Source organism: Duncaniella sp., assembly GCF_029056165.1.
Lineage (GTDB): Bacteria > Bacteroidota > Bacteroidia > Bacteroidales > Muribaculaceae > Duncaniella.
Genome location: NZ_JAIDBW010000011.1, coordinates 28,330 through 45,856, shown reverse-complemented (window position 1 = coordinate 45,856; position 17,527 = coordinate 28,330). Strand labels below are relative to the sequence as shown.

The 17,527-nt window shown below is 53.3% G+C and carries 10 protein-coding genes; all 10 read left to right on the top strand.

The genetic code is table 11. From position 1 onward, the window contains the following. A partial coding sequence (locus K2G41_RS02090; protein ID WP_300113753.1) for a TonB-dependent receptor occupies positions 1 to 2,997 on the top strand: 2,997 nt, incomplete at its 5' end. 22 nt (positions 2,998 to 3,019) lie between these two features. Further along, positions 3,020 to 5,035, top strand: a complete 2,016-nt coding sequence (locus K2G41_RS02085) for a RagB/SusD family nutrient uptake outer membrane protein (RefSeq protein WP_300113750.1) — start codon at positions 3,020 to 3,022, stop codon at positions 5,033 to 5,035. A gap of 28 nt (positions 5,036 to 5,063) precedes the next feature. Continuing rightward, a complete protein-coding gene (locus K2G41_RS02080) occupies positions 5,064 to 7,439 on the top strand; it encodes a right-handed parallel beta-helix repeat-containing protein (protein ID WP_300113747.1) in 2,376 nt (791 codons plus the stop codon). 203 nt (positions 7,440 to 7,642) lie between these two features. Further along, a complete protein-coding gene (locus K2G41_RS02075) occupies positions 7,643 to 8,197 on the top strand; it encodes a hypothetical protein (protein ID WP_300113744.1) in 555 nt (184 codons plus the stop codon). Positions 8,198 to 8,501: 304 nt separating this feature from the next. Continuing rightward, positions 8,502 to 9,836, top strand: coding sequence for a glycoside hydrolase family 28 protein (locus tag K2G41_RS02070; protein ID WP_300113757.1), 1,335 nt, complete (start codon positions 8,502 to 8,504; stop codon positions 9,834 to 9,836). Positions 9,837 to 10,201: 365 nt separating this feature from the next. Continuing rightward, entirely contained in the window at positions 10,202 to 11,893 is a 1,692-nt protein-coding gene (locus tag K2G41_RS02065) for a glycoside hydrolase 43 family protein (protein ID WP_366145371.1), read from the top strand. 26 nt (positions 11,894 to 11,919) lie between these two features. After that, positions 11,920 to 12,885 carry a pectinesterase family protein gene (locus K2G41_RS02060; RefSeq protein ID WP_300113739.1) on the top strand — a complete coding sequence of 322 codons (966 nt, stop codon included), beginning with the start codon at positions 11,920 to 11,922 and terminating at the stop codon, positions 12,883 to 12,885. 67 nt (positions 12,886 to 12,952) lie between these two features. Continuing rightward, positions 12,953 to 14,443, top strand: coding sequence for a tagaturonate reductase (locus K2G41_RS02055; protein ID WP_300113736.1), 1,491 nt, complete (start codon positions 12,953 to 12,955; stop codon positions 14,441 to 14,443). Between the two features lie 15 nt (positions 14,444 to 14,458). Continuing rightward, positions 14,459 to 15,970: an altronate dehydratase family protein gene (locus K2G41_RS02050; RefSeq protein WP_300113733.1), complete on the top strand. Its 1,512-nt coding sequence runs from the start codon at positions 14,459 to 14,461 to the stop codon at positions 15,968 to 15,970. A 141-nt stretch (positions 15,971 to 16,111) separates the two neighbouring features. Beyond that, positions 16,112 to 17,527 carry a glucuronate isomerase gene (uxaC, locus tag K2G41_RS02045; RefSeq protein ID WP_300113731.1) on the top strand — a complete coding sequence of 472 codons (1,416 nt, stop codon included), beginning with the start codon at positions 16,112 to 16,114 and terminating at the stop codon, positions 17,525 to 17,527.

Genomic DNA, 17,527 nt, shown 5'->3' with positions numbered 1-17,527 from the left:
GATTCCGAAGCCCTCGATGAAGTCGTCGTGATCGGTTACGGTGGTTCACGCGCTCGCCGCGACCTCACCGGTTCTGTAGGTTCGGTTTCAGGTGCCAAGCTCGCCGCTGTGCCTGTAAGCTCCGCAGCCGTTGCCCTTCAGGGTAAGGTGGCAGGTGTGCAGGTATCGTCAGTCGATGGTCAGCCGGGTGCCGATGTCAACATCCGTATCCGCGGTACAGCTTCTATCTCCGTGGGCGAAGGTTCTGACTCAAACCCCCTCTTCATCGTCGATGGTTTCCAGCAGGACAACATCAACGACATCCCGCCGAGCGACATCCAGAGCATCGACATCCTCAAGGATGCATCTCTCACCGCTATATATGGTGCGAAGGGTGGTAACGGTGTAGTTGTCGTAACTACCAAGAACGCTCAGGAAGGCAAGACTCAGGTATCGTTCAACGGATCACTTACTTGGAGCCACATCACCAAGCAGCTCGACCTCATGGACAGCTACAACTTTGTTGACTACCAGTATGACCGCATCATCGGTACATCGACCCGCTCGTCAGAGGCCAAGAAGTTCCGCTTCAACTTCGGTCACCCCTACGACCTCGCCATGTACAAGAACATGCCTACCCACGACTGGCAGGATGAGGTGATGGGCAACACTCCGATGAGCTACTCGGCCAACGTGTCGATCGGCGGCGGTAACGACAAGACCCGTTACAACATCTCTATCACCCAGTCAGAAGACAAGGGTATCATCCTTCAGTCAGGCGTACGCCGTACGACCATCAACACCAAACTCAACACCAAGCTCGGCAAGAACGTCACCTTCACTTTCAACCCCAAGATGACTTACCGCCGCGACCTCGGTGAGGGTGGTGACCATGTGGGTACAGGTGGTATCATCGACGTGCTCCTCTATCGTCCGACCAACGGTCTCCGCGAGTTCGGTGGCTGGCAGGAAGGCATCTTCGATGCTGACGACGAGGCTGAGTTCTCTTACACCAACCCTGTCAACGACATCAAGCGCAACTCTTACAAGAAGCACTCTTACGACTTCGTAAATCAGGCTTCACTCGAATGGAAGCCCATCTCAGGCCTCACTCTCCGCACAGAAGGAGCCTACAGTGTCGCTTTCAAGCAGCTCGACCGCTTCTATGCTGTCGGCACAAGCACTGCAAAATCGAACCGCAACCTCCCCGTTGCGATGATTGACAAGTCGCAGAACGACAAGTATATCTGGACAACCACTGCAAGCTACGACTGGACTCTGAAGGACAAGAACAATTTCTACTTCCTCCTCGGTTATGAAATCCAGCACAGCCAGAGCCAAGCCACTTCTATGGCAAACCGCTACTTCCCCCACGACATCACTGCCGACAAGGCTCTCTCGATGATGGGCATGGGTGAAAACTATGTAGCTACCTCTTCAAAGGGTACTCCCAACCGTCTCCAGTCATACTTCGGTCAGATCAACTACAACTTTGACCATAAGTATCTCCTCTCGTTCACCGCACGTGCCGACGGTACGTCATTCTATGCAAGCGACAACCGCTGGGGCTTCTTCCCCTCTGTTTCCGGTGGTTGGGTCCTCAGCGAGGAAGGCTTCCTCAAGGATGTGACTTGGATCAACAACTTCAAGATCCGCGCCGCTATCGGTAAGTCAGGTAAGAACCTTACCAAGGCCGACATGTGGAACGATATCTACTACATGAACTCATCCGGCGGCCCCGGCTTCGGCGAATCTACAACCGACGGCGAACTCTTCTACGACACCGGTTCTTACCTCCCCAACAAGCACATCAAGTGGGAGTCAACCCTCACCCGCAACCTTGCCATCGACCTCTCGATGTTCAACAACCGTCTGACCATCACTCCTGAGGTTTATTGGAACACCACTTCCGACCTTCTCCATCGCGTAAGCATGCTCACCAACACCGGTTACGTTTACCAGTGGCAGAACATCGGTCAGATCACCAACAAGGGTGTCGAACTTACCGTTAACGGCGAGATCCTCCGTGGACGTGACTACAACCTCTCAGCCACCTTTACCCTCGGTGCGAACAAGATGAAGGTTGACAAGCTCAACGGCACTGAGAACGAAATGGGCAATGAGGCTCCCAAGTACATCAAGGACTACGACATGTATCGTCTCCGCGTAGGTGATCAGGTAGGTCTTATCTACGGTTTCGTCTATGACGGTCTCTACTCAGCCGACGAATTCTACTTCGATCCCCGCGACAGCAATAAGGCTCACCCCCGCGACGGACGTGACGAGAACCACATGCCTCTCGAAGGCCGTGACTTCACCGTCATCAACAACGTGATCGGTGACTCATACGTCGGCAGCGCGACCATGCCCGGCAAGGTTAAGTTCAAGGACCTCAACGGCGACGGCCAGATCACTTCAGCTGACCAGACCATCATCGGTAATACAACTCCGAAACTTCAGGGTGGTTTCTCACTCAACGGCCAGTGGAAGAACTTCGACCTCACCGCCAACTTCACTTACTTCCTCGACTTCGACGTATATAACGCAACCGCTCAGGCTCTCTCAAGCTGTGCCAAGAGCAATACCACTTGGAACAACGTGCTCGCCAAGTTCTCCAACACCCGCTGGCGTTACACCGAGCGTTTCAACTCGGAGAACCTCTATGCCAATGCTTACAATGTTTCATGGCAGGACTATGTTGCCTACAATGAGGGCGCAACCATGTGGAACCCCGGTGACCTCGTGACCGCAGTGCCTATGGACTACTTCGTAGAGGACGGTTCATTCCTCCGCTGCACCGACATCACTCTCGGCTACACTCTTCCCCAGAGCATCACCAAGAAGGCCGGTATGTCACGTCTGCGTTTCTACGGTTCACTCAGCAACCTCTTCACTATCACCAACTACTCTGGCTACGACCCCGAAGTTGATGTGATGAGCGGTCTTACTCCTTCATTCGACTACAACCGCTACCCCCGTTCACGCGGTTATGTTGTCGGCATCAATGTTACTTTCTAAATCTTAAATCAGTAAAATTACAATGAAACTACGCAATATACTTTTTGCTGGTGTAGCTGTAGCAGGTCTGGGTCTGTCGTCTTGTTCCGACTATCTTGACGTAGAATCACCGTCGGTGTTCGACTACGATTACGTCTATACTTCGGCCTACGACATGAACCTTGCGCTCAACGGCCTTTACTCCAAGCTCATGTCACCCTATTCGAGCTTGCTCATCAGCAACCTCGCGCTCAACAGCGATATCGATTTCGCCACATACACAGGTGACACCTACGGAACTAACAACACACGTCGTTTCGACGTGACCGACGAGAGCAGCGATGCCAACAACCTCTGGCGTCAGGGCTACGTTGTCATCGAGCACTGTAACCTCTTCATCAAGGGTGTGGAGAACAGCGAGCTCTACAAGGAAGGCAACGAAGAAGTCCTCCAGATGCTCGGCGAAGCCAAGGCTATCCGTGCCATCATGTATCACGAGATGGTATGGTACTTCGGTGATATCCCCTACAGCCTCACTCCCGCCAACGAAACCGGTATCAAGTTCCCCGTCGTTGACCGTCACCAGATCCTCGACGACATGATCGCCGACCTTGAGGAAGTAGCTCCCACCATGAAGAAAACCGCCGAGATCTCTGACGGCGTGGAGCGCATCGGTCAGGAGCTCGTTCACTCGCTCATCGCTCGTATCGCTCTCACCGCAGGTGGCTACACCCTCATGCCCGACAAGAACAATCCTGACAGCTACGGCAAGATGGAGCGTCCCGACAACTATCTCGACTACTACAAGACAGCCGAGGAGTATGCACAGAAGGTAATCGAGTCCGGCAGCCACTCGCTCACCAAGGATTTCCATCAGGTGTTTATCGATGAGTGTAACTACATTGTCAACAACAACGATGACCCCATCTTCGAAATCCCCTTCGCTAAGGACAACAGCGGTAACATCGGCTACATCCACGGTCTGAAGTTCAACTCCAATGACTCGAAGACCGATTTCGCTTGGGGTATCACAAGCGGTAGCGCGAAGGTTCACTCCATCGCCCCCTACCTCTTCGATCCCGAAGACATCCGCCGCCAGTATCTCTTCGGTACTTGGAACTACTCTTATCAGGGTGTACCCTCGTTCGAGAACAACGTTTATACACTCTACAACAACAAGTGGTCCAAGCTTTGGTCACAGTCACCCCTCGGCAACACTTCAGCAGGCAACACCGGTATCAACTACCCCTACATGCGTTACACTGACGTGCTCCTCATGTATGCCGAAGCTGCCAACGAGGTTCACAACGGTCCTACCGGTCAGGCTCAGGAAGCTCTCCGTCAGGTGCGCGAGCGTGCGTTCCGCTACTCAGAGAATGCAGCCGAAAAGGTTGACGCTTACATCGCAAAGGCTGCCGACAAGGAGTCGTTCCTCAAGGCTGTCCTTGACGAGCGTAAATATGAATTCGCAGGTGAGAACCTGCGCTGGCGCGACCTCGTCCGCAACAACATCTACGGTCAGGAACTCTACTACACCTTCCTCCGTCACTGCTGTGTTGCCGACAACCGCCTTTCAGCTCCCACCTACTCTGAAGAGCTCGCTCTCCATGACGGTCTCCCCTCGGAATTCTACGACAACAACATTATGCTCACTCCCTACTGGCGTGTGCTCAACAACGTGAACGAGACAGGCGACCCCATCAAGATCGCATGTTTCCCCAACTCTCAGCTCCAGTACATCGACGTGTTCCGTCTCTGGGAGAGCTACAACATCAACGACGTTGATCGCACAGTCTATGACAACAATGCCGAAATGTACACCAAACACCGTACTGACGACGGTACGATCGGTGCAGAGCCTTGCTACTCACTCTCAGGTTACATCTACCGTGACCGCAACACCGAGATCGACTACCTCGTCTATGGAAAGAACGATGCACGCGCATTCACTACCACTCCCGAAGTGTTCCCGCCCGTGCGCTACATCCTCCCCTACCCGCGCGCAGCTATCCGCGACGGTGCCGGTGCCTACGTGAACTACTATGGCTACGGTTATTGATAAAATCCTTATTTAACCATCTGACACAATGAAAAAGTACTTATATAGTTTACTTGCACTGTCATCCTGCGCGCTCGTTGCATGTAACGATGACACTGACAATATCGTGCCCAACGACCCGGACATGATTGAGGGACAGGAGCACATGACACTCTTCCTCTCGGACAACAACACCGGTATGAGCGACGACGCGCACTCATCGCACGTCGATACCGAGGTCGTCAACAAAATCTTCCTCTCATGGAGTAGAGTTGACGGTTGCGCCGGATACCACATCCGCGTCTGCAACGCACAGAGCGTGCTCGGCCATCCTGAAAACTGGCTCAGCGACACCTATCTGCACCTTGACACCATCATGAAGCCTGAGGAATTGAGCATGACTCTCGAACATCTCGAGTATTCACAGGTGTATTACTTCTCGATCCGTACCCTCTCGGAGAAGGCACGCCGCGCCGACGGTTCGATCGACATGGACAGCCCCTACCACTCCAAGTGGTTCGGCCACGGCAGCACTTCAGATTGGGCTAACTATTTCGGTCTGACCACAGGTGACCGCTACGATGTGCCCGACGTGCTCAGCTTCGATGACAAAACCGAAACTTCGATCCGCGTCAAGTTCGACAACAATGTGGCTACCGCAGGTCTCGGTGACGCTTCTCTCTGGGAAGAGCACTTCATGATGGAGGACGGCAAGTTCATCTTCGACCAGCTCCACTTCGCTGTTTCGACCTCGAACCCCGACTCTGAGATGAATGACCCCAACTTTACCTACGACGCTCACAACAAGCGTTACGTTCACGTACTCACCAAAGAGGAAATCGAGCAGGGTTATGTGGAGGTCACCAACCTCTCGCCCAACTCGGCCTACGTCGTTAACCTCTACAACAGCAAGGAACCTGTATATGTGGATGCTGTGTATAACACCGTATCTCCCCGTACCGCAGGTCAGGTTGGCGAACCGATCTTAATTGAATGGAAGGAAGAGAATGTCATGTCCGACACCGTTCAGGCAGCTCATGAGTACAAGTGCTCACGCCTCGACACCATCATCGCCAACTACAATAAGGACATCACTCTCGCCGAGGGTACGATCTTCGAACTTGAAGGCGGAAAGGCTTACTACCTCTACACCAACACCGACATCATGAAGGGCTTCACCCTCCGTACCCGTAAGGAAGATGCCGCACAGGGTAAGCGTGCCACAGTCTATATGTCAGGTATCGACTACTCCGGTATCAACTCTCCGCGTACTTGCAACTGGATCTTCGGTAAGGCAAAGGCTTCAGGTGAGGCTGACGCTCCTATCTTTGTCGATGACGTGATCTTCGAGGACATCGACTTCGCAGTGCCCTTGGCTCAGAACTACAACGATCAGGAAGCCGGCATGGGTGGTGCATGCGGTAACTACTTCGCCAACATGTACTCAAGCGGTCTTGCAGTGACCTTCAACTCATTCCAGATCAAGAACTGTACGTTCCAAGGCTTCATCCGCGGTTTCCTCCGTACACAGGGTTCGAAGCGTAAGACCTTCAACAACATCCTCATCGAGAACAACGTGTTCTGGAACTGTATGAACTACAACAACAAGGGTCAGGGCTATTGCTGGATCGCATCTGACGGTACTCCTGCAACCGGTACTTCAAACGTGTTCAACAACTGTATCGTCCGCAACAACACTATCATCGACTGCCCGAACAACTCGTTCTTCAACGACAACAACAAGAGCAATCCTTGGCCGAGCAGCGTGAAGTGGAACATCGAGTTTGACCACAACACCATCATCAACTTCAACACCGTGACTGCAACCGCTATCTTCGGTATGCGCTACATCCCCACCGGTTCGAAGTACAAGATCACCAACAACCTCTTCGTTGTTGCCAAGGATGCTGATGACGAACGTGCAACCAACTTCGGTATCGCCGACTTCCGTCAGGTCAACGGTACTCCTACCGAGATCTTCTTCGAAGTTCATCACAACTACGGCATGAGCTGGGATCCCACCCGTCAGGAAGATGACAAGGTGTTCACCTCTATGGGTCTCTCTTCAAGCAGCAACACTGTCGGTAAGTTCAAGGATTACTCATTCAACGGCGGCGAGCCCGGATCAGCCATGCACCCCGACAATGACCTCGTTGTCCGTGTAGGTAAATATCCCCTCCTCCCCACCGAACTCATGAGCAAGGTTAATCCTCCGACACACGAGAACGCTGACAAGACTCTCCAGCGCGACAAGCACCGTCGTTCAACCCTCGATCTCTACTACAACACTGATTCGAAGGTTACCGAGCACGAGATCTATCAGCAGAACATCGGTGACTACCGTTGGAAACTTGCTCCGAGAGAAAACTGGACCAAGACTTCAGGTATGCCCGCTGCATTCCATGCACTCGGTACTGGCAAGTAATCTTCACTGAGAAGAATTATCCCCTTCATAAGAGCGGCATCCGTGATCACGGATGCCGCTCTCGTTTTTATGACGAAATTACAGCCATGCCGGTAATGCGGTATTGGACTGATTTTAGTATCTTTGCATAAACATTTAAATGAATCGCATCAAAGGTGCATTCTCCCGATTCGATCCCATCACAATCCAATTTGTCACGAATTATGAAACAATTACTCCCTATAATGATGACGGCCGCTATTCTATCAGCCTGCGGCGACACGTCAAAACCTAAACCGATGGCCGGCGACCTCTATCCGCCGGAATATACCTCCGTCTCAAATCTTCCGTTTAACGTGGAGCTCAACAGCCGTGCCGTCCATCAGATAGTGGATTCACAGAAGGAGTACCGCACGATTTCTATCGCATATCCTGACTACGGTGCCGAAGGGCGCATCTCGATCGTCATGGTCGATTCCGCACGCCTCATCCCTACTTTCAGCCGTCACCTTGTCATGATGGAACTCCGCGCAGACTCAGTACGCGATATTGATGAAGTGCGCCGTAACAGCGGAGCTATCACCCGCTGGGTTTTCACCCATCCCGGCGGACGCGAACAGCTCCAATGGCTCGCTACCGACAGCCTTACCATGTATGTCGCCGGTAGCATCCACTTCGAAGCTGCCAAGGACTCGACAGTCGATATCACACCCGCCCTCGCCAACATCAAGGCCGACATCCTTCACCTCGTCGATAACCTCTACCCGGAGGGAAAGTAAAAGGCTGAAACGTATCGCCCATGACAGAAAAAACAGGCATGGGGTTGCCAGTTTGGTAACGGAATGCTAATTTTGCAGACGGACTGAACCAATTTTTCACTCAGGAATCATCAATAACTCAATAAATCAATCTCCAACCATGAAGAAATTCGCAATCATTGCCGCCTCCCTCTTCATCGGTCTCTCTGCCGCCGCTCAAGGCGAGGCCAAGGACTGCTGCAAGGCCGGAGCATCAAAGGACTGCTGTAAGAAAGAAAAAACCGAAAGCTGTTGCAAGGCTGGAAAATCATGCGGCGCAAAAAGCATGAACGCTACCGAGGCTTGGGCTACTCTCTATCCGCAGATCGAGAAGTCAATCCAAGCACCGACCTTCCGCCAGAAGGATTACAAGCTTTTTGACTACGGCAAGAAATCAAAGACCAAAGGCTTCCTCTACACGGAACTCATCAACAAAGTGATCGACCTCTGTTCGAGCGAAGGTGGCGGCCGTGTCGTGATCCCCGCCGGAACATGGCTCACCGGACCGATCACCCTGAAAAGCAATGTCAATCTCCATCTCGAAGAGGGTGCCACACTCCTCTTCTCGGACGATCCCTCACAGTATCCCATCGTCAAGACCCGTTGGGAGGGCATGGATTGCTACAATTATCAGCCCATGATCTATGCCTATCAGCAGGAGAACATAGCCCTTACCGGCAAGGGTACGGTCGATGGCGGTGCGTCAAACGACAACTGGTGGCAGATGAGCGGAAAGCGTGGCTATGTCGAAGGCCCGATCACTCAGAAGATCGGCCGTCCGCTCCTTCAGGAATGGAATGAGAACGGCGTACCTGTTGAGAAACGTATTCTCGGCGAAGGCTACGGAATGCGTCCGCAGCTCGTCAACCCCGTTGAATGCAAAAACGTGCTGATCGAGGACGTGACGCTGCTCCGCTCGGCATTCTGGGTGATTCATCCCCTCCTCTGCCAGAATCTCACGGTGAAGGGCGTACACATTCAGAACGACGGTCCTAACGGTGACGGCTGTGACCCCGAATCGTGCAAGAATGTGCTGATCGAAGGCTGCTATTTTGACACCGGTGATGACTGCATAGCCATCAAGAGCGGACGCAACCGCGACGGACGCGAACAGGGCATACCTTCGGAAAACATCATTGTCCGCAACTGTCAGATGAAGAACGGTCACGGCGGTATCGTGGTCGGTAGCGAGATCTCAGGCGGTTTCAAGAACCTCTTCCTTGAGGACTGCGTCATGGACAGCCCCGAACTTGACCGCGTGGTGCGCATCAAGACCAACGCATGTCGCGGCGGTGTAATCGAGGACATCTATGTCCGTAACGTAAAGGTGGGTCAGTGCAAGGAATCTGTCCTGAAAATCAATCTCGTCTATGAGCCCAACGAGAACTGCGACCGCAGCTTTCCCCCGACAGTCAAGAATGTATGGCTCGACAATATCACCTGCCAGAAGAGCAAATATGGCGTGATGATCGAAGGCTTCAAGGAAATCTGCAATATCGACAACATCAATGTCGATAACTGTCACTTCGAGGGCGTGACCTCCGACGGCAATTCCATCACTGGTCTCACTAAGAATGTCCGTTTCAACAATCTCTACATCAACGGTAAGCTTGTCAAATAAATTCACGTGCGCATGAGCGCGCGTACATATTAATTAGGATAAAGTTTAGAGTTTAAGGTTCAGAGTCCGGACAATACAGCAGTCTTCTTCCTGATCGGGAACTATCCCCGACACGGATAGAGCCAAGTATTGTCCGGACTCTGAACCTTAAACTCTAAACTTTATCCTCCCCAAGCGTTAATTATTTTAAAAGTTTGTTGCATTATGACAGAAATTCACTAACTTTGGGAGAAATTTTACGCACTTAAATCTATAACTTTCAAAAACTTACCTTAAACGGCTAATTTACTATGTATTAGTAGGATTCAGCGCGCCAGTTGCAATGATCCAGAGCCGACAGGTCACAGTACATTTCTTTAATTATGATGAATTTAAGTAAACGTTTCACCCTGCTAACCCTTCTCGCCGCCTCTACAATGGGCGCAATGGCAGATGGAAAGCCATACACCTCGCAGGTCTGGTCACCGGATCTCGGCAACGGTCAGTACAAAAATCCCGTCATCAATGCCGACTATTCCGATCCGGATGTCGTACGCGTGGGTGACGATTATTACATGACAGCTTCGAGCTTCTGTGATATCCCCGGTCTGCCCATCCTGCATTCAAAAGATCTCGTCAACTGGACCCTCATCGGCCACGCCATAGCCGAAATGCCCTCTTACGCACAAGCTGCTCCCGATCCGAGCCACGGCAACCACGTGTGGGCACCCGCAATCCGCTACCACAACGGTGAATTCTATATCTACTACGGAGATCCCGACCTCGGTATCTTCATGACCAAGACCAAAGATCCCGCAGGTCCTTGGGAACCGCTCGTGCATGTGCTTCCCGCCAAGGGAATCATCGACACCTGTCCATTCTGGGATGAGGACGGCAAGGCATACATTGCACACGGTTATGCAGGAAGTCGCGCCGGTGTCAAGAGCATACTCGGCATGATCGAGATGACTCCCGACGGAAAATCGACCATCGGTCAGGACCGTGTGATCTATGACGGCCACATCGAGAACGAGACCATCGAGGGTGCGAAAATGTATAAGGTAGGTGACTGGTACTATATCTTCTCGCCCGCCGGCGGCGTTGCTACCGGATGGCAGGAAGTACTCCGTTCAAAGAGCCCATGGGGTCCTTACGAAGTGCGCAACGTGATGGATCAGGGCAATACCGAGATCAATGGTCCTCATCAGGGCGCATGGGTGGATACTCCTGACGGACAGGAGCATTGGTTCCTCCACTTTCAGGACAAAGGTCCTTACGGTCGTGTGGTCCACCTCCAGCCGATGGCTTGGCGTGAGGACGGCTGGCCTGTGATCGGTGTCGATCCTGACGGTGACGGACGCGGCGAACCTGTGATGAAATACCGCAAACCCAACGTGGGCAAGACATATCCCGCTGCCAATCCTGTTGAAAGCGACGAGTTTGACTCTACCACGCTTGGCCTCCAGTGGCAGTGGAAGGGTAACCCCAACGCCCTCTGGCACTTCTGCGAAGCCAATACCGGCACACTCCGTCTGTTCTCTCAAAAGACCACGGACAGCCCCCGTCTCTACGATGCTTCCAACCTTCTTCTTCAGAAATTCCCTGCCGAGAACTTCACCGCGACCGCGAAGGTACAGTTCTTCCCCCGCAAGCGTAATGGCAAGACAGAGACCGGCGAACGCGCAGGTATCGCAGTGATGGGCTACAACTACGCCGCCCTCGCTCTTGACAGCCGCGCCGACGGCATCTATCTCACAGAAGTGATGTCAACAAGTGCCAACAAGGGTAATCCTGAAAAAGAAGTAAAGGCCGTGAAGATCGACGGCGACAAGGAGCTTTATCTCCGCGTCACCGTGAAGAACGTAGGTCCGAAACAGCCCAAGGAAAAGGATGACTACAAGGGTGAAGCCGTGTTCTCCTACAGCTTTGACGGCAAGAAGTTCACTGACTTCGGCGAACCCCTCAAGCTTACTTCAGGCCACTGGATCGGCTCGAAAGTAGGTCTGTTCTGCGTCCGTAACTGGGATAGTAACGACAGCGGCTGGCTCGATGTCGATTGGTTCAGAATCACAAAGTGAGAATCAACATCAAAACACCCGAAACAATGAAAACAAGAATCATAAGCCTCCTGCTCATCCTCATTGCCGGACTGCAAGCCTCCGCAGCTGACTATAAGCGTACTATCTCCGTCAATCAGAACGGGACAGGCGACTTCACCACCATAGCCGAAGCTCTTGAAGCGGTCCGTGCCTATATGGACTACGATGTCACAATCAATATAGCCAACGGCGTCTATAAAGAGAAACTGATCATCCCGTCGTGGCTTCGCAACGTCAAGTTCATCGGTGAAAATGCCGACAGCACAATAATCACATACGATCACCATGCCAACATCGACAAGATGGGCACATTCCGCACCTACACGGTCCGTGTCGATGCGTGCGACGTACTTTTCGAGAACCTGACCATCGAAAACGATGCTCCGCAGCTCGGTCAGGCCGTGGCACTCCACACTGAAGGTGACAAGATCCGCTTCGTCAACTGCCGTTTCCTCGGAAATCAGGACACCATCTTCACCGGTGGTGACCGCGCCCGCCTCTACTTCGACCACTGCTACATCGAAGGTACAACGGATTTCATTTTCGGACCGGCCACAGCCTATTTCAAGGACTGCGAGATCTTCAGTAAACGTGATTCATACATCACCGCCGCATCGACTCCGGGCGATGTGAGATTCGGCTACATCTTCGATAACTGCAAGCTCACCGCAGCCGACGGCGTGACCAAAGTATATCTCGGACGCCCTTGGCGACCCTACGCCCACACCGTATTCATCAACTGCGATATGGGCAGCCACATCCGCCCCGAAGGATGGCACAACTGGAGCAAACCTGAGAATGAACGCACCGCACGCTACGGCGAATACGGATCGCGCGGACCGGGCGCAGCTCAGGAAGGCCGTGTGAAATGGGCCATGAAGGTCAGCGACAGCGATGCAGCAGCCTGCCTTGATCCGGTAGAGGTCTTTGCGCAGGCCAGCGGCTGGAATCCCGTCGCCGACGACAAATAAATCCTACCGTCTGTAATGACACATCTCATTTAGCATCAATAAATCACTATCACAATATTTTCAAATCATGAAAGCATTAAACAAACTCACCGCTCCTAAAGCAGTGGCCCCCGAAAGAATCATCCAATTCGGTGAAGGTAACTTCCTTCGTGCATTTGTTGACTGGATCATCAAGAACATGAACGACAAGACCGACTTCAACTCATCTGTAGTCGTTGTTCAGGGAACTCCCGACGCGTTCGTGACCCAGCTTCTCCAAGGTCAGGACTGCCTCTACCACGTCAATCTTCAGGGTCGCCTCGACGGTGAGGTCATCAATTCGCTCACTCGTATCGACGTGATCAGCCGCGCACTCAGCCCCTTCACTCAGTTTGACGCGTTCCTCGCACTCGCTGATCAGCCCGAAATGCGCTTCGTGATCTCCAACACTACTGAGGCCGGTATCGCTTTCGATCCCGAATGCAAGCTCGCCGACCGCCCTGCCGCTTCTTATCCCGGCAAGCTCACCCAGCTTCTCTACCGTCGTTTCAAGACTTTCAACGGTGCTGCTGACAAGGGCTTCATCATCATGCCCTGCGAGCTTATCTTTGAAAACGGCCACCACCTCAAAGACATCATCAACAAGTACATCGAGCTCTGGAAGGACCAGTTCGACGGTGACTACGAAGCATTCAAGGCTTGGTTCAACGAAAGCTGCTACGTCTGCGCCACACTCGTTGACCGTATCGTCCCCGGCTTCCCCCGCAAGGACATCAAGCAGATTCAGGAGAAACTCGGTTATGCCGACAACCTCGTCGTTCAAGGTGAGGCATTCCACCTCTGGGTCATCGAACGCGCTTCAAACATCTCCATCGAGGATCTCCGCAAGGAATTCCCCGCTGACAAGGCTGGTCTTCAGGTGCTCATCACCGACTCTGAAGCTCCCTACCACGAGCGCAAGGTGACACTTCTCAACGGTCCTCACACCGTCCTCTCACCCGTAGCATTCCTCAGCGGTGTCAACATCGTGCGTGACGCCTGCAACCATCCCGTCATCGGCAAATATATCAACAAGGTGCAGTTCGACGAGCTCATGCAGACCCTCAACCTCCCGATGGACGAGCTCAAGAAGTTCGGCGCAGACGTGCTCGAACGCTTCAACAACCCCTACGTTGATCATCAGGTGACTTCAATCATGCTCAACTCGTTCCCGAAATTCCAGACCCGCGACCTCCCCGGACTCAAGACTTATCTTGAGCGCAAGGGCGAACTTCCCAAGGGTCTCGTGCTCGGTCTCGCAGCCCTCATCACTTACTACAAGGGCGGCAAGCGCGAGGATGGAACTGAAATCGTCCCCAACGACGACAAGAAGATCATGGATCTCCTCACCGAGCTCTGGGCTACCGGCGACACCCGCAAGGTTGCTGAAGGCGTTCTCGCCGCCAAGGATCTCATCTGGGGCGAGGAGCACGGCGATCTCAACCAGATCCCCGGCCTCACCGATCTCGTCACCGAGTATCTCAACGCCATTCAGGCTAAGGGTATGCTTGAGACCGTTAAAGAAGTCGTTGAAGCATAATCCACTCCCATACACATGAAGGATTTCCTCAAAATCAATCCCGCCGACAACGTTGCAGTCGCCATCAACCCGCTCACATCGGGGACGACTGTCAACGTCGATGGTGACGAAATCACCCTTGTCTCCGACATTCCCGCAGGCCACAAATTCGCGCTCTGCGACATAGCCGAGGGTGAAAACGTCATCAAATACGGCTTCCCCATAGGTCATACCCGCCACGAAGTGAAGCGCGGTGCCTTCCTTGACCACAACGACATCAAGACCAACCTTGAAGGTCAGCTCGACTATTCGGACATCACCATCGACAATCCATCGCCCGCCGCTCCCGGTGCTGCCAACAAAGGCACGGAGGCCACATTCATGGGCTTCGAGCGTCCCGACGGACAGGTCGGTATCCGCAATGAAGTCTGGGTCATCCCGACAGTTGGCTGCGTCAACGGTATCGCAAAGCAGATCGTTGACCGTCTCAACACCGAGACCAAGGCTGAGGGTGTTGACGGCATCTTTGCTTTCCCCCACAACTACGGTTGCTCACAGCTCGGCGACGACCATGAGAATACCAAAAAGATCCTCCGCGACATGGTGCTCCACCCCAACGCAGGTGGTGTGCTCGTAATCGGACTCGGATGTGAGAACAACCAGCCCAAGGTGTTCGAGGAGTTCTGCGGCGACTATGACCGTTCACGCGTAAAGTTCATGGTGTGTCAGGAAGTTGAAGGCGACGAAGTTGAAGCCGGCCTCAAGATCCTCCGCGAGCTCTACGAACAGGCCCGCACATTCAAGCGTACCGAACAGCCCGCATCCAAGCTCCGCATCGGCCTGAAGTGCGGCGGTTCCGACGGATTCTCCGGCATTACCGCCAATCCGCTCCTCGGCGAGTTCTCCGACTGGCTGTGCGAACAGCAGGGCGGCACTACCGTGCTCACCGAAGTGCCTGAAATGTTCGGAGCTGAAACCATCCTCATGCGCCGCTGTGCCGACAACGAACTTCTCGGCGAGACAGTCTCGCTCATCAACAACTTCAAGGAATACTTCCTCAGCCACGGCGAGCCCGTCGGCGAGAACCCCTCGCCCGGCAACAAGGCCGGAGGTATCTCCACTCTTGAAGAGAAGGCCCTCGGCTGCACACAGAAGTCAGGCAAGAGCCCCGTATTCGGTGTGATGGAGTACGGCGAACGTATCCACAACCACGGTCTCAACCTTCTTTCAGCTCCCGGCAACGACCTCGTGGCCTCTACTGCCCTCGCGGCCGCCGGCTGCCAGATGGTGCTCTTCACCACCGGTCGCGGCACGCCTTTCGGCACATTCGTCCCCACGATGAAAGTCTCCACCAACTCCGGACTCGCCAAGCGCAAGCCCACTTGGATCGACTTCAACGCCGGACGTCTTGTCGAGGACAGCTCGATGGCTCAGGTGCTCGACGATTTCATCGCCTACGTGCTCAAAGTGGCGTCAGGCGAGGAAGTCAACTCTGAAAAGAGCGGCATCCACGAGATCTCCATCTTCAAGAACGGTGTGACACTTTAATCAAAACCTCATCAGGCTTCAGGGATGCGCGCGGCGATTATGCCGCCTGACTCATCCCTGAAGCCTCTCACACACTCTCACGCAAACCTCCCTCCTTAAATCTCTCATAAGTTTAACTCCTAAACCCTAAAACCCAGCCTCATGAAACCTTTCATGGATGAAAACTTCCTGCTACAGACCGAAACAGCACAGAAGTTATACCACGAACACGCTGCTAAAATGCCTATCATCGACTATCACTGTCACCTCATCCCCAAGATGGTAGCCGATGACCACAAATTCAAATCGATAACCGAAATCTGGCTCGGCGGCGACCACTACAAGTGGCGTGCCATGCGCTCAAACGGTGTTGACGAACGTTTCTGCACAGGCACTGACACCACTGACTGGGAAAAGTTCCAGAAGTGGGCCGAGACAGTACCCTATACCTTCCGTAACCCACTCTACCACTGGACTCACCTTGAGCTCAAGACTGCGTTCGGCATTGACAAGCTGCTCAACCCCGAAACCGCACGTGAGATCTTCGACGAGTGTAACGACAAACTCCTCAACGATCCCAACATGACCGCCCGCGGTCTCATGCGCCGCTACAATGTGGAGACCGTCTGCACTACTGACGATCCCGTTGATTCACTCGAATACCACAAGCAGGTGCGCGACAGCGGCTTCGAGATTAAGATGCTCCCCACTTGGCGTCCCGACAAGGCTATGGCCGTCGAGAATCCCGCTGAATTCCGCGCCTACGTCGAGAAACTCGCCGAGGTTTCAGGAGTGGAGATCAACAAGTATCAGGACATGATCGACGCTCTTCAGAAGCGTCACGACTTCTTCGAGGAAATGGGTTGCCGTCTATCTGACCACGGCATCGAGGAATTCTATGCCGAAGACTTCACCGACGGCGAGATCGAAGCCATCTTCGACAAGGTCTATGGCGGCAAGGAACTCACCAAGGAGGAAATCCTGAAGTTCAAGAGCGCGATGCTCCTCGTATTTGGCGAGATGGACTACAACTCAGGCTGGACCCAGCAGTTCCACTACGGTGCCATCCGCAACAACAACACCAAGATGTTCAAGCTCCTCGGTCCTGACACCGGTTTTGACTCGATCGGCGAATTCACCACTGCAAAGGCATGTGCCAAGTTCCTCGACAAGCTCAACACCAAGGGCAAGCTTACCAAGACCATCCTCTACAACCTCAATCCCAGTGCCAACGAAGTCATCGCAACCATGCTCGGTAACTTCCAAGACGGTTCTGTGGCCGGCAAGATCCAGTTCGGTTCAGGATGGTGGTTCCTTGATCAGAAGGATGGCATGGAGAAGCAGATGAACGCTCTCTCGCTCCTCGGCCTGCTCAGCCGTTTCGTCGGCATGCTCACTGACTCACGCTCATTCCTCTCATATCCCCGCCACGAATATTTCCGTCGCACACTCTGTAACCTCGTCGGCAACGATGTCGAGAACGGTCTCATCCCCTACACCGGTTATGAGCAGGAACGTGTCAACAAAATGATCGAGGATATCAGCTACAACAACGCTAAAAACTACTTCAAGTTCTAA